The sequence below is a fragment of the Bifidobacterium sp. ESL0728 genome (assembly GCF_029392015.1).
Lineage (GTDB): Bacteria > Actinomycetota > Actinomycetes > Actinomycetales > Bifidobacteriaceae > Bifidobacterium.
This window is the reverse complement of the sequence record NZ_CP113925.1, coordinates 26,252-51,351: the sequence shown is the minus strand read 5'-3', so window position 1 is coordinate 51,351 and position 25,100 is coordinate 26,252. Positions and strand designations below refer to the sequence as shown.

General features: G+C 55.5%; 15 protein-coding genes and 2 tRNA genes. 11 read left to right on the top strand and 6 right to left on the bottom strand.

Features of this window, described 5'->3' with window-relative positions:
- Nucleotides 1–172: 172 nt before the first annotated feature.
- Nucleotides 173–1,492 carry a hemolysin family protein gene (locus OZX67_RS00195; RefSeq protein ID WP_277143029.1) on the top strand — a complete coding sequence of 440 codons (1,320 nt, stop codon included), beginning with the start codon at nucleotides 173–175 and terminating at the stop codon, nucleotides 1,490–1,492.
- Between the two features lie 26 nt (nucleotides 1,493–1,518).
- Here OZX67_RS00195 and OZX67_RS00190 read toward each other — a convergent pair whose 3' ends face one another.
- Complete coding sequence (locus OZX67_RS00190) at nucleotides 1,519–2,031, bottom strand: DUF1643 domain-containing protein (RefSeq protein WP_277143027.1); 513 nt, start codon at nucleotides 2,029–2,031, stop codon at nucleotides 1,519–1,521.
- A gap of 163 nt (nucleotides 2,032–2,194) precedes the next feature.
- Between OZX67_RS00190 and OZX67_RS00185 the strand changes: the two genes are divergently transcribed.
- Nucleotides 2,195–3,271, top strand: a complete 1,077-nt coding sequence (locus tag OZX67_RS00185; RefSeq protein ID WP_277143025.1) for a Fic family protein — start codon at nucleotides 2,195–2,197, stop codon at nucleotides 3,269–3,271.
- A 57-nt stretch (nucleotides 3,272–3,328) separates the two neighbouring features.
- Here the strand turns inward: OZX67_RS00185 and OZX67_RS00180 are convergent, their stop codons facing one another.
- The gene (locus OZX67_RS00180; RefSeq protein WP_277143023.1) at nucleotides 3,329–4,633 is read right to left on the bottom strand and encodes a DUF4143 domain-containing protein; all 1,305 of its coding nucleotides are present in this window, start codon (nucleotides 4,631–4,633) and stop codon (nucleotides 3,329–3,331) included.
- 231 nt (nucleotides 4,634–4,864) lie between these two features.
- Here OZX67_RS00180 and OZX67_RS00175 point away from each other — a divergent pair, with 231 nt between their 5' ends.
- Entirely contained in the window at nucleotides 4,865–6,391 is a 1,527-nt protein-coding gene (locus tag OZX67_RS00175; RefSeq protein WP_277143021.1) for a DUF4097 family beta strand repeat-containing protein, read from the top strand.
- A 429-nt stretch (nucleotides 6,392–6,820) separates the two neighbouring features.
- Entirely contained in the window at nucleotides 6,821–7,318 is a 498-nt protein-coding gene (locus tag OZX67_RS00170) for a DNA starvation/stationary phase protection protein (RefSeq protein ID WP_277143019.1), read from the top strand.
- A 435-nt stretch (nucleotides 7,319–7,753) separates the two neighbouring features.
- On the opposite strand, the gene OZX67_RS00165 is transcribed toward OZX67_RS00170, so the two are convergent.
- Both OZX67_RS00165 and OZX67_RS00160 read right to left on the bottom strand, forming a co-directional pair.
- Nucleotides 7,754–8,581, bottom strand: a complete 828-nt coding sequence (locus OZX67_RS00165; protein ID WP_277143017.1) for an SDR family oxidoreductase — start codon at nucleotides 8,579–8,581, stop codon at nucleotides 7,754–7,756.
- 396 nt (nucleotides 8,582–8,977) lie between these two features.
- Nucleotides 8,978–9,811: a SprT family zinc-dependent metalloprotease gene (locus OZX67_RS00160; RefSeq protein WP_348519604.1), complete on the bottom strand. Its 834-nt coding sequence runs from the start codon at nucleotides 9,809–9,811 to the stop codon at nucleotides 8,978–8,980.
- Nucleotides 9,812–9,929: 118 nt separating this feature from the next.
- On the opposite strand from OZX67_RS00160, the gene OZX67_RS00155 reads away from it, so the two are divergent.
- From OZX67_RS00155 to OZX67_RS00125, 7 genes are all read left to right on the top strand, one after another.
- Nucleotides 9,930–10,003: transfer RNA gene (locus OZX67_RS00155), tRNA-Ile, on the top strand.
- 58 nt (nucleotides 10,004–10,061) lie between these two features.
- A tRNA-Ala gene (locus OZX67_RS00150) sits at nucleotides 10,062–10,134 on the top strand.
- Between the two features lie 174 nt (nucleotides 10,135–10,308).
- The gene (locus OZX67_RS00145) at nucleotides 10,309–10,548 is read left to right on the top strand and encodes a ferrous iron transport protein A (RefSeq protein WP_277143015.1); all 240 of its coding nucleotides are present in this window, start codon (nucleotides 10,309–10,311) and stop codon (nucleotides 10,546–10,548) included.
- Between the two features lie 39 nt (nucleotides 10,549–10,587).
- Complete coding sequence (gene feoB, locus OZX67_RS00140; RefSeq protein ID WP_348519603.1) at nucleotides 10,588–13,680, top strand: ferrous iron transport protein B; 3,093 nt, start codon at nucleotides 10,588–10,590, stop codon at nucleotides 13,678–13,680.
- Nucleotides 13,681–14,014: 334 nt separating this feature from the next.
- Nucleotides 14,015–14,329, top strand: a complete 315-nt coding sequence (locus OZX67_RS00135; protein ID WP_277143012.1) for a peptidase — start codon at nucleotides 14,015–14,017, stop codon at nucleotides 14,327–14,329.
- Nucleotides 14,330–14,521: 192 nt separating this feature from the next.
- Complete coding sequence (locus tag OZX67_RS00130; protein WP_277143010.1) at nucleotides 14,522–15,724, top strand: IS1249 family transposase; 1,203 nt, start codon at nucleotides 14,522–14,524, stop codon at nucleotides 15,722–15,724.
- Nucleotides 15,725–15,905: 181 nt separating this feature from the next.
- A complete protein-coding gene (locus OZX67_RS00125) occupies nucleotides 15,906–16,703 on the top strand; it encodes an Abi family protein (protein WP_277143008.1) in 798 nt (265 codons plus the stop codon).
- A 130-nt stretch (nucleotides 16,704–16,833) separates the two neighbouring features.
- On the opposite strand, the gene OZX67_RS00120 is transcribed toward OZX67_RS00125, so the two are convergent.
- Both OZX67_RS00120 and OZX67_RS00115 read right to left on the bottom strand, forming a co-directional pair.
- Nucleotides 16,834–20,283, bottom strand: coding sequence for a CshA/CshB family fibrillar adhesin-related protein (locus OZX67_RS00120; RefSeq protein WP_277143007.1), 3,450 nt, complete (start codon nucleotides 20,281–20,283; stop codon nucleotides 16,834–16,836).
- A gap of 424 nt (nucleotides 20,284–20,707) precedes the next feature.
- A complete protein-coding gene (locus tag OZX67_RS00115) occupies nucleotides 20,708–24,865 on the bottom strand; it encodes a CshA/CshB family fibrillar adhesin-related protein (protein WP_277143005.1) in 4,158 nt (1,385 codons plus the stop codon).
- Nucleotides 24,866–25,100: the final 235 nt, after the last annotated feature.

Below are 25,100 nucleotides of genomic sequence, written 5' to 3'. Positions count from 1 at the left end.
ACGCAATATTCAACAATTCCATAGTTTTTATATAAAATATGCACCATAAACGTACGAAATACAAAGCGATTAACGCATTACGTCGAAACTTCAAGCGCTTTACTTTGAGCGCAATCCAGCACGCAGCGGCCCAAGAAAGCGTTTTGCCCCGCCGGTCTTCTAGACTAGAGGCATGTCTTTGGCCCTGGATATCGTCTTCGTCTTTATCTTCCTGATTATCGGCGGCGTCTTTTCGTGCACCGAGCTCGCGCTGGTGAGCCTACGTGGCTCGCAGCTCGACGAGATGGAGCAGGAGGATGCGCGCGGACAAAAAGTCGCCCGAATCGCGCGCGACCCGAACACGTTCCTTTCCACCGTGCAAATCGGCGTGACACTTTCGGGCTTCTTCTCGGCATCATTCGGCGAATCCGCCATTGCACCTTGGGTCGAGCCGGCAGTGGAAAGCTGGGGGATTCCGCACCATATCGCCTCTCCGGGCACCACCATCGTGCTGACGCTGATCATTTCGTTCTGCGACATCGTCATCGCGGAAATGGTGCCGAAGCGCATCGCCATGCAGCGCACCGAGCAAATCGCGCGCGCCGCGGTGCCCGCCATCGATATTTTCGCCAAAATCTGCCGGCCGATCATCTGGGCCATCGGCAAATGCACCAACGGCATCGTGCGGCTGCTGGGCTTCGACCCGAGCCAGACCGAAACCGAGGTCAGCGACAAGGAACTGCGCGTGCTGGTCAATTCCAACACGAACCTGAGCAAAGACGAACGCACCATTTTGGACGACGTGTTCGACGCCTCGGAAACCATTGTGGCGGAAGTGATGCGACCGCGTGCCGACGTTGTTTTCTTGGAGGGTTCGCAACCGATTGAGGAAGCCGCGAAATATGTGCGCGAAATGCCGTATTCCCGCTATCCCGTCACCGGCAAGGATTTCGATGACGTGCTCGGCTTTGTGCACGTCCGCGATTTGCTCGACGTACGTGACCCGAATACCAAAACCGTGGCCGACGTGACACGTGAAGGCATTTCACTGCCCGGCACCTCAAAGATTTTGCCAAGTTTGGCTTTGCTGCGCAAACGCGGGATTCACTTGGCCGTGGTTATTGACGAATACGGCGGAACCGACGGCATTGTCACGCTGGAAGACATGACGGAAGAGCTGGTTGGCGATATCCGCGACGAATACGATTTGCCGGAAGATAGCAACAGCGCGACGGCCAACGGCATTGGCGACGGCCGCAACGGCGAAACCGCATTCGTCGACGGCGTGGTCACAGTCGACGGCGGCATGACCATCGAGGACTTCGCCGACCTCACCGGCATCGAGCTGGAGGACGGCCCTTACGAGACGGTCGCCGGCTACTTCCTCGCCCACACCGGCCGCATGGGCGAGGTAGGCGAAACCCTCCACTCCGACGACGGCTACGACATGGTGGTGACCAAGGTCGACGGCCGCCGCATCGAGACCATCGAGGTGCGCAAGAGCAAAAACTAGCAGACCATATTAACTAGTTCTAATATTTACCAAGGTATTGGTTCACCGACATCAGCAAGCGATATACCTGCATAATGCATTCTCTGAAGATGCATCGGGTTACCACTAGGGTTCTTTCTTACACAATAAAGTTGAATTCCCAATTCCTTCTGCAGAATTTTCTTTACTGCGTTAACGCGATTTGCCGAAGCTTCATCACCCCACGCGGCGACAACGAGATCAACCTCGGTCATCTGCCCTAATTTTCTAATCCAATCATCATTATCAGCACCTATAGGATTACTAATAGTTTTTAGCTGGTCGATGGTACCCGCAACTGCCGCATATAGATTCAATACGACAAATCCTCCCTTCCCCCATTTCTCTGCTAAATCATAACAAAGCTGAATAGTGGAATCATCCATATCCAATTTTTGCTCACCATATCTCGTTGCGGGATTTAAGAGAATAAACGCCATCATTGGAAGACTGTCATTCCATTTACGCGCAAGATAATATCGATAATCATCCTGCAAAACTACAGATTTCGTAATTATCATAATCTAATCCTTATAATTATTTTTTAATATATTACTTGGATTCTACAGCCGCATATACTGTCTAGCAAATGGAATTTCCTGCCTCATTCATATTTATCTGCATCAACTTGCTATAATATGATGCAGAAAAGTAATTGATGATGCAGAAAATGGTGCAGATAACATGCATACTTTTGACTATGAGAAGTCTGGGCACGAGCTACTAACGCCGAAAACCGTGAATCTGCTCAATGCAGTTCATGAAGCCAAAGGGCGGCAGAATGTGCAGCTGCAGATTAGCCCTGACCTTGCCGAGCCACTTGTCAGTGTCGCCCGCATCCAAAGCACCGATGCGTCAAACCGCATCGAGGGAATCTCTACCACCAATAAGCGTTTGGCCGGTATCGTCAGCGAGAAAGTAGCACCAAGGAATCGCGACGAGGAAGAAATCGCCGGCTATCGCGACGTACTCAAGACCATCCATGAAAATTATGCGTATATACCGCTGAAACCGAACGTCATCCTGCAACTGCACCGCGATCTCTTCCGTCACACACCGCTTGCTTTCGCTGGTCATTGGAAAGACACCGACAATATGATTGTCGAATCGGACGGAACCGGGCACGCAAGAGTCAGGTTCACACCACCGTCGGCGCTCCAAACGCCAGAGCTCATGGCGGCAGCGTGCAGCGATTACAACAAAGCGAACGATGCCGGCGATATTGATTCCCTATTACTGACCTGCATGTTCGTTTTCGATTTCACCTGCATCCACCCGTTCAACGACGGCAACGGCCGCATGAGCCGACTGCTGACACTGCTTCTGCTCTACCGTTCCGGTTACGAAATCGGGAAATATATCAGCATCGAACATCTTATCGAGCAAAGCAAAGCCACCTATTACGAGGCTTTGGCCGCGAGCACCGCCGGTTGGAACGAAAACACCAATGATTATGCGCCATTCGTCAACTATCTGCTCAGTACGATTTTGGTGGCTTATCGCGAATTCGACGAACGCGCCGCAGCTGTCAGCACGCCGATTTCGCTGTACCATCCAACAACCAAAAAGCAACGCATCGCCGACGTCCTGAACCAAAGCCTGAGCCCACTCTCCAAGGCAGATATCCAACAGACGCTCCCGGACATCAGCACCTCGACCATCGAGCGCACACTGAAAACTCTACTCAATGCCGGCCAAATCCAAAAACTTGGCGCAGGCCGATCCACCAGATACGTCAGCCTGCATCGCGAAAAGAAATAATGTCTGCTCATTATTGCCATATCTGACAGCTATCTGCATCTAAGATAACCTGCTTATTTATGGTCGCAACGTCGCCAGCGGCACCACACGAACACCATCGGGACGGTTATAAGCGCGATTGAATGTGCCTACGATGACGCATTTACAGCGCGGTGGTTCCTGACCACCGGCGACCATTTTCGCTTCGACAGCATTCAGCGAAGCGGCAGCTGCGTCAATCTTGTCTGCGCTCAACTTCACCTCAAATGCGCCCCAACCGCCGTCTGGCAGTTCCACAATCTCATCACACTCTAGATCAGAATTATCGATATAGTGCATAACGCGAGCGCCGAAACTTGACGCATACACATCCAAGTCACGGTTCACCAGTGACTCAAACAACAGACCCAACGTCTTGAAATCACTTTTTAGCGAAGTAGGCGTTGCGCCCAAAGCGGCCGCCGCCAAAGAAGGGTCAGTTAAATGAATCTTCGGCGATCGACGCAAACGCACCGAAGAACGCAAAGCAGGCGACCAAGCGTGCTGCTCCTCAACAAGATACAAGCGTCGAAGAACAGCATAATAACGGTCTAGAGTCTTATAGGATGTTTCCACGCTGTCTTTTTTGGAAGGACGATATGTTTCATCAGTATCCTGAATCAAAGTAACCTTACGCACAGGCGATGCAACGCTTCGCGCAATTGCTGCCAGCAACGCACGCATCCGGTCGGGATTAATACGCTCCTCGCCTTCTTCATCATCTTCATTTGAAAAATTACAGACGGTATCGATATACTGCCTCGGCGTAAGAACCGCCTGCTCAAACGGATCATGAATCGTTGCCGGCCAGCCGCCTCGACAAATCAAATCGGTGATGTCGTCTAGATTCGTTCCATTTGTTGCGATTCCAGCAGCCTTATCACCATTCATCAACCCTTGAAGAGATACGTCTCCAGAGGAAAGCCCAGATTCGAAAAGTGTCATCGTACGCATTTTCAGACGGGCTATACGACCTGCGCCACTATGCAACACCTTCTTTTGAGGCCCTGCTGAACCGCAAAGCAAAAACTTGCCATGAGTCCTAGATTCATCCACATCATGCCGCACTGCATCCCAAATCCCTGGTGCCACTTGCCATTCGTCAAGCAAAATAGGAGGATTACCCACAAACAACTGCGCCGGATCGAGCTTCGCCAAAGCGCGTATAGCATAGTTATTCGCTGGATCAGAAATTTCTACACTAGTATTGGCCCGGCTCAGACACGTCGTGGTTTTGCCGCACCATTTGGGACCTTCAACAGAAACTGCACCAAATGCTTGAAGGTACTGCTGCAAACGCTTGTCGACGACCCTATCGAGATAAAGCGATGCGTCGAATTCCATAAAATCCTCTTTGCTGATTTTCCCTTATTTTACAATGAATATTACGCTCAATGTTCAAAAAAGCAAATGCCAAACTACCAACTTTGCAAATCAGAAATGTTCAAAAAAGCAAATGCCAAACTACCAACTTTGCAAATCGGCACCGCAATTTTGACAGCAAAACAGTAGGGCGATATCATTTACTCTCAGTAAGAGTACTAATAGTTAGAGTAATTAGAGTAGAGGTGCATCATGGCACTGCCTTCCATTGAACTCATGACGCTCGGAGCGTTGAAAGACCATCCGATGAGCGCTTATGACATCAACAAATTCCTCGCCTCGCGCGGTATCAGCAACTGGGTCCAGGTCAGCGAGCAATCCGTCTATCGAATCGCCATCAAGCTTTGCGACGACGGCTATACCTCAATCGATACCGATGATTCTGAAGCTTCCTCGCAAAAGCGCGTCTACTCCATAACACCGAAAGGCTCGCAGCATTTCGACGAGCTCATGGATGAGATCGCCTCGGCGCCACCGCATATCGCCTTCGACTTTGTGGCAATGGTTGCGAATCTTTATCAGACCGACGAAGCAACCGGCCGCCGTTTGCTCACGACACTCGAAACCAATCATCGCAGCGTAGCCGAGTGGATGCGCAGTTCCGTCGCCAATCTGCCGTTCAGCGAGGCAAGCGAGACCGTGCTGCTTTGCGCTGACACCTATGCTCTCATCGCTCGCTGGGCGCACCACTTCCAAGAGAATTTCTACCCTGATTCGGAATCTGCCGACACCGCTGATACCAGCGAGCCTGATGACGAGAACGGCGACAATACAGAAAACACAAATTCCCAAAACAGATCAACAGATTTCGTCATTGTCGCTGCACAACAAACCCGGAATGATTCAGTAACGGAAGGGACCAACATGAGTGAGCAAAACGAGCCAGCCAACGAACTTAACAACGCAACGGCTTTCAACCACGAGTCCAGCAATGACAAATCTGAAGCCAACACCAGATCAAACGCTTCAACAGCTTCAGAGACCTCGACTAACCAAACACCCAACCGAGATCGGCCCGATACCAGCACAAACGAGAAAAGCACACAAAACAGCCCAACCGTCATCGTTAAAAATCAGCGATTCACCGGCTCACTGCCGATTACAAAACTCGATTTCCATCTACATTCGATGGCCGCCCGCATCACCACCCAGCCAAGCGATTCCGGTGCATTCGAAATCAAATTCCACCATTGCAAAGCCTCGGACTTCCAGATCTCAAACACAGCCGGCACGTTGCATATCGCCAATACCGGCACACCTTGGGAACACATGTCTCTGATGGACGTTTTCAATCCCGCCCAATGGAACGCATACGTCGAAGTAATTATCCCGGCCGCACAACCATTGGCGCAAACGACCGCCGCACTCAATAGCTCAAGTCTCGTCATCACGGGACTGGAAAGCAGCGACTTTGACCTCGACCTACACAGCAGTTCCGCCAAAATCAATGACATTTCGGTCAATGCCGCTTCATTGATAACCCACGGCGGAAGTATGAAATGGGACGGAACCGTGCACAACAACTTGGATATCGATTGCCATAACAGCAGTGCCCGCATCGCTGGTCTCCCAAAAGACTTCGGATATCTGGCGGAAATTCACAGCAGCACCCTCACGGTCGACGGCCAACCTATCATCGCCAACAGGCACTCTGCCAGCCGACCAGGGACGCCGATGGTGGACATCAATTTGCATTCCAGCAGCATTTCGCTTGATTGACTGGCAATGTCTAGAATTCTGTCATTTTGAGTCGCAAACACGATTTTGTCGCTTTCACATAATGTTCATTTGTAATACTAATGCCAAAATGAAGCAGCAAAAGCTCATAACACGCTCGACATAATTGGGGCGCGAAGTTCCGCAGCGCAATCACACAACGCCACCCAACGCAAGCAAAAACCGCAGAACGCAACACAAATCTGGACGTTAGAAAGTGTTTTGTCAGGCAAAATTGCAAATGACGTGGCGAACCCTTCAATACACGCAAACTTTGGCCTCGATAACCGGCAATAACCTTACTGCATTACACCAAAAACCCCGAGATTTCAAGGGTTTTGGCAGGATTGGGCTAAAGACGAACCAGCGGGCGGCGCCCCGCAAATCACTAGAATGGTAACTAGCAATATTTCAAAAAGGAAGGAAATTACTATGGCAAACGAATTTTTGAGCCCTGGTATTGATCAGGCAGCATCCGATAAGATCGTTTCGATTCTGCAGAACCGTTTGGCGCAGGAGGAAGAGGCTTCGCTGATTCTGAAGCATGCGCACTGGAACGTCGCAGGCCCGAGCTTCATTGGCGTGCACGAAATGATTGATCCCGAGGTCGACGCCGTGCGCAACATGGCCGACGAGACCGCAGAGCGCATCGCCACCCTCGGCGGCAGCGCCGAAGGCACCCCGGAGTCCATCATCAGCAACCGCACCTGGAGCGAGTTCAAGCTCATGGGCCGCCAGAACACCCAGGATTACCTGAAGGCTCTGGTCGACTACTACAGCGACTTCATCGTCGCCGAGCGCAAGGCCTACGAGGAGCTCGATCCGATCGACGTCATCAGCTCCAACATCATGCAGGACCACGTGCAGGAACTTGAGCACTTCAACTGGTTCATGAACAGCCACCTGATCGAAGAGCAGGCCCACGCCTGAGCTTCAGGGCTGTCTGGTTTTGTGCCGAGTGGTAACAAGTAATCACATTAGCGCGAAACCTTGTGAACACTGATAACCAAATAACCACAAGTGCGTCGCCATCCATTTCAATATGGGTGGCGGCGCATCTTTTTATGCTTATGGACTTTCCTCCGCTTGCAGACGCGACGCTCCACAATCATTTAGCGTCGCAAACGCAACTTTGCGTTGCAGATGCGACGCGCAACAGCCGACTAGCGTCGCAGAAGCAACCAAATCTTGCAGATACGACGGCCTGCACTCACCTAGCATCGTAAACGCAATCGTCTCTTACATTTACCGACGCAATAACTCCATTTACCGTCGCAATTGCAACAATAAGTTGCGTTTGCGACGCTTAGCACACCTGCATCGTCGCAAACGCAATCAATCTTGAAGATTGCACCTCGCCGCTACTCAGTCTTCGCGGTAGACCCGCTGGGCCGAGGCCTCCGCGCGCGGGCGAACCACGAGTGAATCGATGTCGATGCCGTCGGGAAGATCAAGCGCCCACTCGATGCACTCGGCGATGTCGTCGGCATTCAGAGGGTTCGGCACGCCTTTATACACGGCGTCGGCCTTGGCCTTGTCGCCATGGAAACGGTTGAGGGAGAACTCTTCGGTATGCACCATGCCGGGAGAAACGTCAATCACGCGTAGCGGTTCGCCGACTTCTTCGTAACGAAGCGTCTGTGCGAACACGCGCTCGGCGGACTTCACACCACAGTATCCGGCGCCGCTTTCGTAAGGTTCGATGCCGGCCGTCGAGGAGACCACAACGACCGTCCCGCCGCCAGTAGCCCTCTTCAAGGCTGGCAGCAGCTTCTGGGTGATACGCAACGTACCCAGCACATTGGTGTCATACATCTTGCGCCAGTTCTCGACATTGCAATCCTCAATCCGGTCTTTTCCGATTGCGCCGCCTGCACAGTTGACCAGCGCCTTCACAGGCCCACCGCGCAGAATCCTTGCGACCGCGGCCTGCGTCGAGGCCTCGTTGGTCAAGTCGCACACCACATATTCGCAGGCGTCGCCAAGCTGGTCGGAAAGCTCGATGAGCTTGTTCTTGCGCCGCGCAAGCGCCACGACCTTCCAGCCGACCGAAGCCAACTGCAGTGCCGTCGCACGTCCGATGCCGCTGGATGCGCCTGTAACTACCGCCCGCCTGGATGTAATGGTGTTGCCGAGCCGAATCTCCGATTTTCCTTCGTTTTCCGACGTATTGCCGGCCAGTGTCCCCGCCATTGAGAACCTCCTCGCTGCTCTTGAGAGCACGTCATATGCCATGCCGCCGCGTCACCGAGGTGGCCATATTTCAATAGTAACGCTACCGCAAAATATGCCGCTCAACCCTCAACAATGTACATAAAAACGCATAAATATTACGAAATATTCTTGCCCTTCCCATCTCGTCTGTATAAAAGAGCCGATTCCGTAATTTCACACCGACAGAAGTCCCTTCGCCACACGGAAGGACTGGCTCACTGGCACAAAGGGTTACCAACTCGGAAGCAAACGACGACATATTATTTATGGCATTTTCGACAATCCTCACTCACACTAACCCATGGTTACTAAAAGTAACCGCCTGGAATTCGTACGGTATCTTTTGGTAACCATGACTTAGTGTGAGCCAACTTTTCACCGCCACACCATTTCGCGGTTGAGATCGCGTCGCAAAACCCGCCAATTCGGCAGATATCGATCCATGCGCCGCTGGAATTCCGCACCATGGCCGCTCGCCCACAGATGCGTCATCTCGTGCACCAGCACATATTCCAGGAATCGGGGATCCATCAGCCCAAGCTGTAGATTGAGGCGAATCCGACCGGTCGCCGGCGTGCACGAGCCCCAGCGCGAAGTCATCAGCCGCAGGGTGATATGCGTCGGCTTGCGACCGATAACCGGCTCCCAGCGCTTCAGCAGACCCGGCAATTGCGCGTCGATATTGGCCTGCGCCAGGCGTTTGCGCTCGTCCGTCCACGAGAATCCAGCACTCTCGTTTTCTTCGACCATGCCGGCAACGGGACGAGTGCCGCCACCCCTCTCATCAGCACCACGGTCAACGGAACCCATACCAGAATCGCGATCAGCAATTGCACCGTCGCCGAGTCCGGCTTGAGTTCCCACATCCCCAAAATAATCGAAACGAGTCGGAATGTGCCGCTGAGCTTCTTGCAAGCGCCGACGCTGGACATCAATCCAGTTCCGTCGATCTCTTACGAACGCGGCGATTTTCGCATCGCTCATTCTCACCGGCGCGCTCACTTCGACGTTACCGGCCGGAGGCTTGACGCGCAGATACATATTTCTCATGGTCTTGCGGGTCACGGCGACGTCCAAGTCGTCGACGCGCAGGGTGGTGTGTGAAACGGTTCTGGCTTTCGAACGGCGGCGATAAGGCATATCCGCATTGTCTCGCGTGCGATTGACCGGAATCGCATGGCGAAAGCACGAAAGCACATATTGCGGCACACGAAATTTCTATCGCGCCATATCTTCAACAAACGTTCACGACACGCAAGACTGTCGGGTTGACTCTGAACACTCAACTGGTAAACTATTCCCTTGTACGTCTCAAGACGTGCTGATTGGGCCCGTAGCTCAGCTGGTTAGAGCGCATCCCTGATAAGGATGAGGTCGGAGGTTCAAGTCCTCCCGGGCCCACGTAAGGTTCTTAAAGTTCAAATCCCAAAGGTTTCCGCTTAAGAATCGTTGTGTTTCTGGGGCTATGGCGCAGCTGGTAGCGCATCTGCTTTGCAAGCAGAGGGTCGCCGGTTCGAACCCGGCTAGCTCCACTTTAGATTTTAATCATCTTTAATACGGCAATACAGATATGGATACCCTGATATTTCATGATGCTTTTGCATCTGCCTAATAAAGTTATTCTTCCCAACTAAAGCTTTATCAAATATCAAAATTTTTAGTAAAAACCCTTTACTCGACACACGCAATGAACTATTGTCCCAAGTATGGCCGAATCGTTACGAACCTGCCCACTTGGCGTGGACGTGGAGATATGCAGGATGGATTTCGAGGCTCGAAGCCGCTTCAGGTTGAACGAGCTCGGATTCCGCTTGCATGAGCCGATTCGCGTGATTCAAAAGGCGATGTTCGGCGGGTGCGTGGTGGCGCACGGCGGCGAGCGCATCGCCATCGACGGCGCTACGGCACGCCATATTTTCGTATCCCCTCGGACGCAACGTTTATAGTACCGAATAGCAATATCGACAAGACCTGGCGGGCAAATTATGGACAAAACAACTACGGCCGCATCACCCGCCGAAACGCTCGATGACGAGAAAATAGCCCAAGGCGGCAAATGCAGAAATTGCAGCAGCCACAATAATCGCAACGATTCCAGCAATGCCGGCCGCCCCGAGCGTCATAACGACGCAATTGGCAAAATTAGCAGGAACGACAACAGCAAGTCCAATGATTCCGACAACACTGGCGGACCTAGCGATTTAGATAACGCGGATCACCTCGGAAACCACAATGACCGCAATGACCGCACCAACGCAAGCAATTCCAACAACGACAGCAGCGCCGGTAATCCCGTAAACGCGAACGCTGATACCAATGATCCCAACGACCCTGATCTGATGCCGGAACCGGCGGATTGCTGCGGCGGGGGCAGTTCCGTCAGCGGGCCCGAGGGCGGACACGGCGCAAGCGAAGGAAACAGCAGAGACGGGAGCCACGCTGGGCATGGGGGCCACGGCGGGCACCACCACCGGCGCGGGCTCGCGGTGCTGCTGCCGCAACCGCACCACCATCACGGTGGCAAATCCGGCTCGATGTCTGGTATGGCCGGCATGGAATCGATGAGCGACAAGGCCGGCAAACCCACACATGCCAGCCCACGCATCGTGTTCGTCGGCAACCCCAACGTAGGCAAATCCACGCTCTTCAATGCCGTACTCGGCGCGAGCGCAACGGTGATGAACGCGCCTGGCACCACGGTTTTGGTGGAATCCGGCAGCCTCGAGCGCGACGGCGAGCGCTGGGACTTCATCGATACCCCCGGCACGGCCTCGCTCGACGCCTACAGCCCGGACGAGCAGGTCGCGGGGGAAGCGGCGATGGGGCGTCGCAGCTATGCTCGCCCAGACATCATCGTCTTCACGTTCAATGCCACTTCACCTTCGAAATCGTATTACCTTTTGAGCCAGCTGATGGACTTGGGCTTCCCGATTATCATCGCGGTCACCATGTTGGATTTGGCGGAAAAACAGGACTCGCCGGTTACCCTCAAACGGCTCAAGCGCACGCTTCCCGGCATTCCAATGGTTCGGGTCGACGGCCGCACCAGCTACGGCAAAGCCGAGTTATTAGACACCATCGCAGCAACCTTGACCGAAATCAGGGCGCAGGAAGCCGAACAGACTTCGGAACAATCCAATTCATCCTCAAATACGTCCGCTCGCTTGCATACAACCAATGATGAAAAACGACGGCCAAATTCGTTGGAAATAGGGGGTTCTCAACTGAATTCAATTCAGGGGAATCCAGACGGAAATATTCGTGCGGACTTGGATAAGGATGCAATCGACCGGGTGCACAATGCCGAGAAACCAAACCGTAACAAAAAATCTCAACCTACCGACAAGCCTGGCTTAAACCCACTGCAGAATAAAGACAAACAGCCAACGACTGACGTCATATCGCGCCAAATCCCCAAAAAAACAGACAGCAATGCGAATACACATCGAGCTACTGTCGAACCCAGCTCGCAGAACCCGCCGGAAACAGCCAAGGAAACGATAAGCGAGGCCGCGCACAAGGCCTCCGAGGTCGTGGAGACCACGCTGGCCAAGGCAGAAAATGCGACACCTACCTTAGATGGCGGCGGAGCCGATGTTTCCCGCGAGATTCACGTGCAACTGGAGCCAAAGCCAGTCACCAGCATTCCGGCACCGCCCGCGAGCGCAACGCAGGAGGAAGTCTCGCAATGGGTGCGGGAGACTTCAGACGAACGCTTCGAATGGATCGCCAAGAAACTCAAGGAAATCAACAAAGACCTGCCACAGGGCGCGGTGACCACAGCCAACCGCGAGACGTTCTCCGACAAGCTTGACCGGGTTCTGCTCCATCCGGCAATCGGCCTTGTAGTCTTCCTCATCACGATGTTCCTCGTTTTTGAGGCGACCACAACCCTGGCCGGCCCTCTGCAAGACTGGTTCGACGTCACGTTGCGCGGCTGGTGCACCGACGGCATCGCCTGGATCTTCACCGCCATCGCCGGCAAGGGCTCGCTTGACGGATGGCTCTATTCGCTCATCGTCGACGGGTTCCTCAACGGCGCGATCACGGTGTGCACCTTCATTCCGCCGATGGGCATCATGTTCATCATCCTCTCGCTGCTGGAGGATTCGGGCTACCTGGCGCGCGCGGCGTTCGTGATGGACCGCGCGATGCGTATGGTCGGCCTCGACGGCCGCGCCTTCCTGCCGTTGGTAGTCGGCTTCGGCTGCAACCTGCCGGCGCTGGCCTCCACGCGCACACTGCCGGATTCGCGGCAACGGCTGCTCACCGGCCTGCTGATTCCGTTCACTTCCTGTTCGGCACGCCTGAGCGTCTACGTGGTCCTGGCCTATGCGTTCTTCGGCAAATACGCGGGCGTGGCCATTTTCCTGATGTACGTCAGTTCCATCGCCATCATCCTCGCGGTCGGCTTCGCGCTGCGCAAGACGCAGTTCAAGGATCTCAAAACCCAGCCGTTCGCCATGGAACTGCCGCCTTACCAGATGCCGCGCCTGCTGCAACTGCTGAAGTCGGTGCTGCAACGTCTCTGGTCGTTCATCACCGGCGCAAGCTCCGTGATCGTCACCATGCTCATCATCGTCTGGGTGCTTTCCGCCATTCCGATTTCGGCGGGCGCGGCCGGCACCAATTCATTCGGCCACGTCGACAAAGTCGAAAATTCCGTATTCGGTGCGGTTTCGACGTCCATCGCGCCGGTCTTCAAACCAGCCGGCTTTGACGATTGGCATGCCTCGGCCGCGCTGGTCACCGGTTTTGTGGCCAAGGAAGTCGTGGTCGGCTCGCTTTCGCAGAGCTACGCCATCAACGATTCCGGCAACCAGACCGAACAGGCGGAAGGCCAGGGGAGCCTAGGGCAGGCGGTGCACAAGAGCTTTGAGAAGTCCAGCGACGGACACCCCAACGCTGCGGCCGCAGCCTTCATGATCTTCATTCTCGCCTATACGCCATGCTTGGCGACAGTGGCCGAAATGAAACGACAATACGGCATGGAAACCGCGCTGCAATCGGTGGCGACAGGACTGATAGTCGCCTATATATTGGCCATTATCGTCTTCCAAGTCGGGCGATTATTATGACGTCCGCAAGATCAATCATGCCGCCTTACTCGTTTTCACTGCTTCACCTTGACTCTGCATTGGACACCACACACACGAATTTCAGCACTTTGATGCTCGAGTCACAGCATCGAACAACATTAAGGCACCTTTTATCGCTCCAAAGCTACGAAAATGGCAAAACCGAGTCACTCAAAAAAACGAGATTCGCATGATACCAACGATTCCCGATTCTCACATGAATAGGCTCGGTAGCACTGAAACCGGAAAACATTGTTCCGGAAGGTTCCGTGCTACGAAAGCGAGCAATCCATCACGGAACCATCACAATTGCACCCTGCGCAGCGATGGAGATATGGCATCGGCTCAGGGTAAATCGTCACTTTCAATCACGACCGCGGTCATCGATGGCCTCACCCATGGCCAGTCTCCTCGCATGATTGCCAACGAACTCAGCCTGCCGCTGGATCTGGTCGACCTCGTTATCGAGCAGGAACGCACCGCCGGCCGTCTCAGCATCTACGACCTGCGTTCATGCAACTCCACCACCGGCGAAGGCTGCGACCCCGACCCGGAATCCCTGGTCTGCGCCGGATGCCCGATCCTTCCGAAAGCCGTCCGCCAGCGCCAGTCCGTCTTCGGCCGCCTCAAGGCGAAGCTCAACAAGTAACCCACAAGCCACGGTGGAGACCTAAGAATTAAAAAAGAGAGTTAAGTAAACAAAGGTGTGTCTTATTTTCGGGGTTTGGCGTTTCGGGAGTAGGCGTGCGGGCCTGTGTTTAACGCCTGTGGTGTTAAACACGGGTCTTTTGCTTCCTGAGTTGACTTTCGTGCGGTTGTGTGCTGGCTGTTGCATGGCGGTATGGCCAGGAGGAGATCGCCGAGGGCGAGGCTGTGCCCGCTGTGCGGGCTGCCGATGCGCAGGAACGGATACACGAAGGCCGGACGGCAGCGCTGGAGATGCGACGCGTGCTCGGCGAGCGGGGTCGCCACAAGGCCGGACGCCACGCGTCTGGCCGAGTTCCGCGCGTGGCTGTCGTGGGTGCTGGGAAGGACGGACGTCCTGCAGGCCGCCCGGGCGATCGGGGTCGCCACCCGACAGGGATTCGCGAAACGCACCTCATGGTGCTGGCGGGTCAGGCCCCGACTGCCGAAACCCGGGAAGGCGCATTGCGTGGAGGTGGACGGCACGTACCTGAACGGCTGGTGCCTGCTGGTCGCCGTCGACGCCGAAGACGGCAGGCCGCTGGCGTTCCAGTGGTGCGACACCGAGAAGAAGGCCGCCTGGCTCGCCCTGTTCCGCCGCATCCCGCGGCCCGACGTCGTGGTCTGCGACGGCGGCGCCGGCTGCCTCGCCGCCATCGGCCGGGCATGGCCCGGCATGCGCGTGCAGCGCTGCCTGGTCCACGTGCTGCGGAACACCAGGCGCGACCTGACCAGCCGCCCCCGCACCGAGCCCGGCAAGGCGCTCTACAAGCTGGCCAGAAGGCTCGTGAACGTGAAGCGCTGCGGCACCCCCGAACAGGCGGGGCAATGGCTGGCCGACCTGCAGGAATGGTACGAAGAGAACAAGGAATGGCTGGACGAGCGGACCGCGGCCCGCGACCCCGACACCGGGTTCCGCCGCACCTGGTACACCCACCAGCGCGCCCGCGACGCCTACCACCGGCTCGCCAGGCTCAACGCCGCCGGCATGCTCTTCACCTGGCTCGACCCGGAACTCGACGCCGGAGGGCCGGTCGCGTGGAACACGAACATGCTCGAGGGCGGCACCAACAAGCCGGTCAAGGACGCCATGCGCCGCCACAGCGGCCTGAGCCCCGAGCACGCCAGAAGAATCTGCGAATGGCTCCTCTACATGCGCACCCGGGACCCCGAACCGGAACGGTTCGCGACCCCGGAACACTGGCAAGGGAAAACAAGGAAACAGCAGGCCGACAGCACTCTCGCGCTGCCCGGCCTCGACCGCCGATCCGTGCAACAGGCCGACCCCGACGACCCCGCCGTCGACCCCTACGAATCAGGATTCGGCATCAGACACGGATGGGCCGGCCAATCACACTAGACACACCCGAAAAGCCCACATTCTGACAAATAACCGACAGTCAACATGACCACCATCCGAACAGAATAAGACACACTTTTGTTTACTTAACCCAAAAAAGAACCCCCAGTGCATCACGACTCAGTATCGCTACCGTTCGGAGAGGCCCATTGGGGGAATACATGTACTACTATAAAGAAGAATGAACCTCAAGTCAAACTCATTGGTGAATTTTTCTTCGGCCGCGCCCCCGCCTGGCTCTGAAGCTGAACGAGCATTGTTGGCCTGTATTTCTCCGGAACGTTTATCTACATACCAGGTTTCTGCACAAACACGGCACTGCTCACCGCTTGAATTATATTTATGGGACCGGGACTTGGCAAGTGCCTGTATGGGCGATGTCGCCCTTTTGGAAATTGCATTACGCAACAGCTGCGATCGACAATTATCCAAACTCTCACAAAAAATCGGAAATACGCCTGATTGGTATATGGGTACTTTGCCTTTCGACGATCGTTCTCTAGCATGTATCCGAGTAGCCTGGAAGCATCTTACAGCGGCTCAAAGGCAAAATCATCCTCACGGACACATGATTGCTTCTCTCACTTTTGGATTTTGGCAAAATCTTTTTGACCAAGGCGGATTTATCCATCATGGCTATCCTGACCAAAGAAAAGCTGACTATGAAGAAGACTTTTGGCGAAAAGGACTGAACAAGGTTTTTCCCGGAGGACGACGCACAACTTTGGAAAATAATAAACAATGGACACGGACCTATGCATTGAACACGATAAAAAGCGTGCATATCTTACGTAACCGGATCGCGCACCACGAGCCGCTCATACAAGGCATCCCAATCCCCGGGGAACAGCGCAGAATGACTCTGGACGAAGTCTTCGATTCATGTGTAATTTTAACAAAATTACTGGATTCAAGACTGTCAGACTGGTTTCTCAACAACTCAAAAATGCAAATGATGCTTGCCGAAGAGCCACAATAACATTTACCGGGGCAACAAGAAAACCAGGGGTTCTTATTACCCCAGTTTTATGGGCATTTGCCTACGGATGCCAATCGTGACTGGACAGTGAAAAGATTTCATCTGTCCGGTCACGATTGGCATCTGGCCATCAGGCGCCGAGTTGCCTATTGCCGTAACGCTTGATGGCGGCTGAAAGAACCATGCCCAGAAGTAATGCGAGCGCGGCAATCGCCACAACCTGAGTCACGTCGGCACCGGTGGCGGAAAGTTGCGGGCCAAGCTTCCTGTTACTTGGCATCGGCTTATTGGCACCCTGCTGCGGCTCGGAAACTGGCCTAACGCCCGGGGTGACGTCGGCGGACTTGCCGCCCTGGAACGCTTCCGTCTTAGGAGTTCCGCCCTCGCCTTGCGAAGGATCTGCGATCAACGTCTTGGGCTCGGAAAGCTCATGGCCGGCAGGCGCCTTCGTCTCAGTGACGTTCCACGCACCCCAACTGAGTCCGGAAACCCTGAATTTGCCCGGTGCGGGATCCTGGTCAAGCCCGGTGCAGACCTCAGCCGTGCAATCATCAACATCAAGGCTCTGGCCTTTGGGGCCATTAAGCCGCCACTTGGAGCCAGGGAGCAGGGTCGTGCCGTCCTCGTCGAAACGCGACCATCCCAGAGTGCCCGGTTCGTCCGCATTCTTCACGTTGACGATGACATCGGCGCCCGGGGGCACCTGGAACGTACCGTCGGGATTGATCGTGATCGAGGTGCCGTCGGCAAGTTCCGCCTTGATGCTCTCCTGCTTGTAGCCGTCGTTGAGCAGCTGGCGCACCGAGTACGTGCCGTCTCCGACATATTCGGGCTGGTCGATCGCAACGTCACGTTCCACGCCGCCTTGCGGGGTCAGCTTGACGCTGGAACCGTCGCCCTCGGCCGTGCCGCCGTAACGGTAATCGCGTTCACGCTTCACGGTGAGCTTGGACCGGTGGGTGGTGACCTTGCGGATGCCGGTCACACTCTCGCCGTTGTTGAGCGCCGTGTTCGCCTCGGCCAACGTCATCGGATGAGCATGCGCGGCATCGCTATTCTTGTAATACGCAATGTTGCCATCCTGCTCGTATCCGTCGGGCAGGGAGGAGCCGGTCACACGGGTGATGTCGCCGGCGGAAACCTGCGGATTGTTCTCCGCATAGGTCGTCGAACCGCCGCTGGTCGCCACTGTGAAGTTGAAGTCGTCTGGTTTCGCGTCGCCGTGTTCCACTTGGGTCTTGAGCGTCAACGTCGCGGCCCGGGGATTCACCGTCTGCTCGCATTCGACATTGTCGCCATTGGCGAGCGCCACGGTTGCGCCGGTGAGGGTGATCGGCGAACCGTCGAGCGTGCAGGCCAGCGGGCTCGTTACCTCATAGTTGGGTTTACCGGACATATCCGTGGAAATCTTGTAGGAACCCTCGGTAAATGACACCGGAAAACCGCTGGGCAGTGATGTCGACCCGTCACCGACGGCAGGCATCGCCGAAGTCGGAAAATCAGACGGAACCGCACTGCCGCCATTGACATGCGTGGTCACCTTCAACGTCGGGTTGGAGCGCTTGGACCTGGTGATGGTGCATTGCACGTTGGAGTCGGCCGGCATGGTGAATTTGCCGCTGGTATCGACGGTTACAGGCGCATTGCCATGAGTCAAATCAACACAGGAGAAGTCAGCGGAATACCGACTCTCGGTACTTGGCGAACCTGCAGCAAGCGGAGCCGAAATCTTGTAATCGGAGCCATACGGGAGATATTTCGGACCGACTTGGTCCGGCTGAATATCCGACGCCGAACCGGTCGTGGTCTTGTTGCCGGCCTCGACATCCGAAGAATTCTTGACGGACATTGCAAACTGATCGCGGGAATCGTAACGCCCACCGGGCAGATTCACACGTAGGTTGAGCATCGGCACGTGCACGTCGACCGCGTAATCCTCCACCTCACCGCTCGTGGTAACGCCTGTGGGCGCAAGCCTCATGATGTCGGTGCTCATGGGATCTGTCTCGGAGGTGATGCGGACACGTTCGAAGGATTGCGTCAAGTGTGTCGACGGCCCAGTCGCCTCGTTTTTCACCGCACGCTGTGCATCGGCGGGAATGGTCCACGTCAATGTGGCCGAGGAACCGGTGGACGAACTGGAATCAGCGACACAAGCCTGTTGGTTACTGCCTTCGGTGGAGTCGTCAAAACGCCCGTTACGGTTCCAATCAACCCAGCCTTTGACTTCGGCATGCGCGGTGGACTTGCAGGTCACTTTCTGGGTAAAGGTGCCGTCAGCGGCGGGATTGACCTGAACATTGGCGTTCACGGCATGGGCCACGCCGTCCTCGTCGTTTTCGATGGAACCGGAGACTTCGTCACCACGGATATCGTCGCCATCAGCATTGGCCGAAAAATGAATATCCGCCTCGGTGTCCTCATGCGCACCCAAACGCGGCGTCGGTTCTTCGGAATTGGCAAGCTTGGTGGAATCGGTGACGGAATCGATCTTGGCCTGCGTAAGGTTGAATAAAGCGCCGCCTTCCATGCCTTCGACGAGGTCTCCACGATCGGGATCGATTGCGTCCCCGGCATAGGTTCCGGTAGAGGCAATATCTGTTCCCAGCTCGCCACCGGTCCATTGGGGTTGGAACAGCGAACTCGCCACACCATAGCTTTCCGGTGCGTCGCCGAAATCGGTGAGCACGATGCTGCCCAGCGCCACAGCGGTGTTGCCGCCGCCTTTCAGCGTGACGCGCGCGCTCTGCGACCCCTGCAGGAACATCACCGAAGCCGGCCCATTGCCGCCCGAATTGGAACACTGCGGGCCATCGGAACGGAAACGCATGGTGCTGTTCTTGAGCTCAGCCACCGAATTTGTGGAGCAACCTTCCGAACGGTAACCATCAAGCAGACGCCAGATGGGGGTCGCGCTGGAAATCTGGCTGTTCGGAGTCGCTTTGATATATTCTTGCTGATGCATGAGAGGACTGTCGTCATACCAATTATTGGATTCGGCATCCGCAAACACCAGACCTTGCATGGGCACATTGGTGTATGACGTTACAGGCGTGCTCGCATCAAGCGAGGGAGAACTCGCGGAGTCAATCAGATACGTGGCGCAATCAAAGTCGAACGTCACCTTTTCCGCGTCGTCTTTGTTCGCCAAACCGGTAATCATAGTGTTGGCGTGGCCTTTTCCGCCCTGGTTATACATATCAGGCAAGCCGTCGCCACCCCAGTCGCCTGATTTATAAGCCATCATCGGCTTTGTCTCCGAAAGCGCGTTATCGACGCCGCTGGGAGAAGTCACTGAGCAACGCGTAGAGATCCAGTGGCCATCGCCGATCTTCGAGGGAGTGGTCCACACGGTTGTATCGCCGTCGATCTCTTGCCTATCGGTATCGCTCCACTCCACCCAATTGATGGCATTAAGCATACGGCCTTCGCCGCCGGTCGCAATGGTCTGCGGGCCGACCGAAAGATGGCTTTTTGGCGGATTCGCAACCGCCGTTCCCGTTGCCACCATGCCGGCCAAACCCACGGCGAGTGCGCCGACCATAGCGGTCAGCTTGGCAAAGATTCCGCGCCCTGTCATCTTCGGCTCCTCTCTACGAATCGCATAGAAGATGTATACGCCCTTGGATTCCTGCCTGAATTACAAAAGTTACTATCAATAATGGCACATTCTGAGATGTTCAAAGAATTATGCAGTTAACGAATATGGATAATTTATTTGTCGATTCTTTAAAAATACATTAATCGTTCCATGATACCTACAATCCAATAATGGCTTGATTATTGGGTTTAGATACAAAACGAAATACGTGTTTTTACTTATTCAAAAGTAAGAATTTGACAAATTTGACATCCTTACTATAATATTCTGCTGATTTTTAATTATTTTGAATAATCGTCAGCGATGTGCAATTCGGCCGACCCTCATTCCGAGATTGTCGGAAGGAAGCCGGCCGAATGCGTTCAACCGCTTATCGCCGTAAGTGCGGTGTCATTGGCTCATCTCACTCCTCGCGACGGCGCAAAGCCTTGGCCGTGCCGGTTGCGATTACGAACCCAAGCGCCAACGTCGCGAAAGCAATCATCACAACGACCGCGATATCGGAACCGGTATCGGAAAGCTGCGGCCCCGATTTCTTAGCGTTCTGCTTCGGCTTGACACCGTCCCCAGGGGCAGGTTTCGCACCGTCCCCAGGAGCGGGCTTGGCGTTGTCCCCAGGAGCGGGCTTCGCACCATCTTCAGAAACGGGCTTGGCACCCGGGGTGACGTCGGCGGACTTGCCGTCCTGGAATACACCCGTCTTGAGCAAACCGTACTTGCCTTCCGCGGGGTTCAAGGTCAACGGAAGCGGCTTGGAGAGCTCGTGGCCGGCCGGGGCGACCGTCTCAGTGATGGTCCAATCGCCCCACTTGAGGCCGGTGACGCTGAACTCGCCAGGGGTCGGATCTTGGTCAAGGCCGGTGCAAACCTCGGCGGTGCAATCCTCGACGTCAAGCGTCTGGCCGTCAGGGCCGTTGAGCCGCCACTTCGAACCGGAAAGCAGCGTCTTGCCGTCCTTATCAAAGCGCGACCATTTGAGAGTACCGGGCTCGTCCACGTTTTTGAGCGTGACCACAACCTCGTCACCCAGATTGACCGCGAAGGAACCGTCGGCATTGAGCTTGACGGGAGCACCGTTTGCGGTGACCTTGATATCGTTCAACTTGTAGCCCGCGTTGAGGAACTGACGCACCGAGAAAGTGCCGGGCGCGATGTCCTCTTGCTCGTCAAGGGCGAGGTCGAACGAGGTGCCGCTCGCCGGATTGACGGTGATCTTGGAGCCATCGCCCGCCTCGGTGCCACCGTAACGATAGTCGCGGTCGACATGGACCTTGATGCTCGTCGGCTTGACCTGACGGACGCCGGTCACGCTGCGACCGTTGCGCAACGCCTGCTGGGCTTGGGCCAAGGTCATCGGATGCGCGCGGGCGGTGTCGTCGTTGGCGTAGTAGACGATGTCGCCCACCTGCGCATAGCCCGCCTTGTTGGAGCCGGTCACCGTGAAATCAGTCGATCCCGGAACCTGGGCCTTGCCTTGCGTGTAGGTGGTCGCGGAACCGCCGGACGGCGTCACCGCGAAGTTGAAGTCGCCGGGCTTGGCCTTGCCGTTACCCAGCACTTGCGTTTCGAAGGTCAGGGTCGGGTCGCTTTGCGGGGCCACGGTCTGCTCGCAGACCACATTCTGGCCGTTGAGCAGGGCGACCTTGGTGTCGTTGACATCAACCGGAGCGGCGCCGTTGACCACGCAGGCCAATTCATCGGTCACTTTGTAGCCGGGCTGCGCGCTCATATCCGTAACGATGGTGTAGGTGCCAGAAGCGACGGTCTTTGCCGTGCTGTTCGGCATCGAGGCGACCGAACCTCCCGTAAGCGTTGCCGTCACGGGGAAGTCGTCGATTGTCGCATTGCCGCCGCCTTCAATATGGGTGGTGACCGTCAGGTTCGCCGGGTTGGAACGCACCGTGCGCACACCGGTGACGGAATGGCCGTTCGCGAGCGCAATCTTCGCGGCAGTTTCGGTAAGATCCACGTTTGCGGTGTCATCGTGATAGGCGATGGGGCCGTCCTGTGAATATCCAGGCTTATCGGAACCGGTAATGCTGTACTTTCCGGCAGCAGTCGTCTGCTGAACACCTTCCACGTACTTCACGCCGTCGGCGGCGCTCTTGCCGTCAGGAATCACCGTGAAGTCGAAGTCGTTCGACGTCGCCGTGCCGCCGTAGGTGTTGTCCACCACGGTCTTGAGCGTCAGCTTGGCCGGCTCATCCTCAAGGACACGTGTCACCACCACATGCTGGTGCGCAGCTATGGCAATACCAGCAGCGACCGGAGTGAGCGCCGCACCTGAATCGGAATCCGTGTAGGTGATGTCACCGACCTGATGGTATCCAGTCCCCGGTGCAGCCGGAATAATTTGGTAGGTTCCCGCAGCAGGGAGCGTCTTGGAGATACTTCCGGACGTATCATCACTTTGATAAACTTGGTTGTAACTGCTGTTATCCGTAACGGTAGTGGGGAAGTCGTCACCGGTCTTTTGGCCACCATGATTGTTATTGACAATGGTGTTGATCGTGATGGACTGGGCGGCCGCCACGTTCTTGGTAAACGTGCACTGCACGTTCGCATCAAAATCGGGCGGCATGGTCATCACGCCTGCGGTGACAGTAACAGGTTTGGCCGGGGTCTTGGAGATATCCAAACATGTGGGCGTTGAAGTGTAATCACCCACATGACTGGTACCACCAGTCACATCATCACTGATATGGAACGTTTGGTTCGGTCCGACGCTGACGGGACCATTCGTCGTCGGTTGCAAGCCGGAAACGGTTCCGGTCGTCGGTACATCGGGAATATCGACGATTGGATTGTCGCTTGAATCCTTGATGGACTGATTGAACTGATCGTTGATGTCCTTGCGATTACCACCGATACTCGTCAGAATCGTCAATGACGGAATGTGCACATCGGCCTTGTAGTCCTCGACTTCGCCGGAGGTGGTCAGGCCCTTCGCCTGCATATCGACGATGCCGTGGGGTCCAGTGCCGGCATCATCGGTGATGCGCAGACGCATGTAAGAGGATTTGGTCTCGGAACCAATCTGGCGCTTGGAATCACCAGGCACAATCCATGTCAATGTGGCCGAATAACCAGTGACAGTATCGATCGGATCGGCAGCGCATTGCACTTGGTCGCTGGCTTCCGCATCTTTGTCCGTATTGGCCGTCGCCTCTACATCATCAAAGTGACCATTACGGTTCCAGTCAATCCAGCCGCGCACATCGCCGGTGCCGTAGCAACGCACCTTCTGCGTGAATTTGCCAGTTGAGCCGGCCCAGCTGGGCTTGACCTTGATGGCCTTGGTGTCCGTCGGAATAGCAACACCATCCTCGTCGTTGACGTCCGCGGTGCCCACGGTGGTGTTCGAGTCGCCGTTCTTGTCGTCCCAGTCGGCGTTGTCCTCGAAATCGGTCAGATCACCACCGGTGGGGTGCGAGCGCACCTCGGAATCCTCGGTGGCGCCCAAACGCGGCGTCGGTTGATCAAACGAGGCAAGTGTCGGCTTCGTCGAGGAGAAATCATCCTTGGCCTTGGAAAGGTTGAACAGCGTGCCGCCGACCATGCTGGTGTCCGGATCGAGCGGATCCTTTGAATAGGTGGTACCAGTCACGTCCGTTCCCAGCTTGCCGCCCTTCCAATTCGGCTGGAGCAACGAACCTGCAATCCCGTAATTGACATTGGGGTCGTCGATACCGGCCGGAGCATCGCCGAAATCGGTCGCCGCGATGCTGCCGAGGGCAACAGCGGTCTTGCCGCCACCCTTGAGCGTAACGCGGGCGCTTTCCGAATTTTGCAGGAACATGACCGAAGATGGGCCGGTTCCTCCGGAATTGCCGCACTGGCCGCCATCGGAGCGGAAGCGCACGGTGTCGCCCTTCATCTCCGCCACGGAGTTGGTGGTGCAGCCGTCGGTACGGTGGCTGTCGAGCACACGCCAGGATGCGGTGGTGCTGGGAAGACTGCTCTTCGGAGTGGCCTTGATGTATTCCTGCTGGTAAGAAGTCCAGTTGTTGGACTCGGCGTCCGCGAACACCAGGCCCTGCAAATTGATGTTGGTATAGCCGCTGACGCTGGTTGTCGGCGTAAGCGTGGGTTCAGTGGACGAATCAATCTTATAGGCGGCACAGCTGAAGTCGAAAGTAACTTTCTCAGCATCGTCCTTGTTGGCCAAGCCGATATTCATCGTATTGCCCGAACCGCTGCCACTTGTGTAATACATCTGGGAAAGGCCGTCTCCATACCAGCTGCCAGGCCGGTACACCGTGACCGCATGGTCGCTTGACAACGAATCAGAGTCGCCTCCGACCGGCTGGATATCACACCGCGTCGCGAGCCATGTGTTGTCGCCGGCCTTGACCGGTGTGGTCCAGGTTGTCTTCGAAGTGGTGATTTCATCTTTCGCATTGCCCCACTCAACCCAGTTGATGCTGGGGCTCATGCGGCCATTGCCGTCCGTGGCCGAAACCGCGTTGGCCGAATTGGTGAAGGCTATGGCACCGGTAAGGGCCATGGCAGCCGCACCGACCACACCGGCAAATTTCGCTAAACCTCTGTGTCTGAACATCTTCGTCTCCTTCCAGAGAGACCTGCAGCGGAAAGGGAGTAACCGCTGTACCAAAAACTCGCCATTGAATTACATAAGCGTTACCCCCATAATGACACAGATTAATAATCAACGACATATTATGCAGATGACGAAACTTTTGCTGCGTAATTCGAACTCGTTTTATCAACAATGAGTTATTTCCACCAAGCGACGAAATTCATCTTTGGATCCCGTCTTTGAATTGTCACAGCAT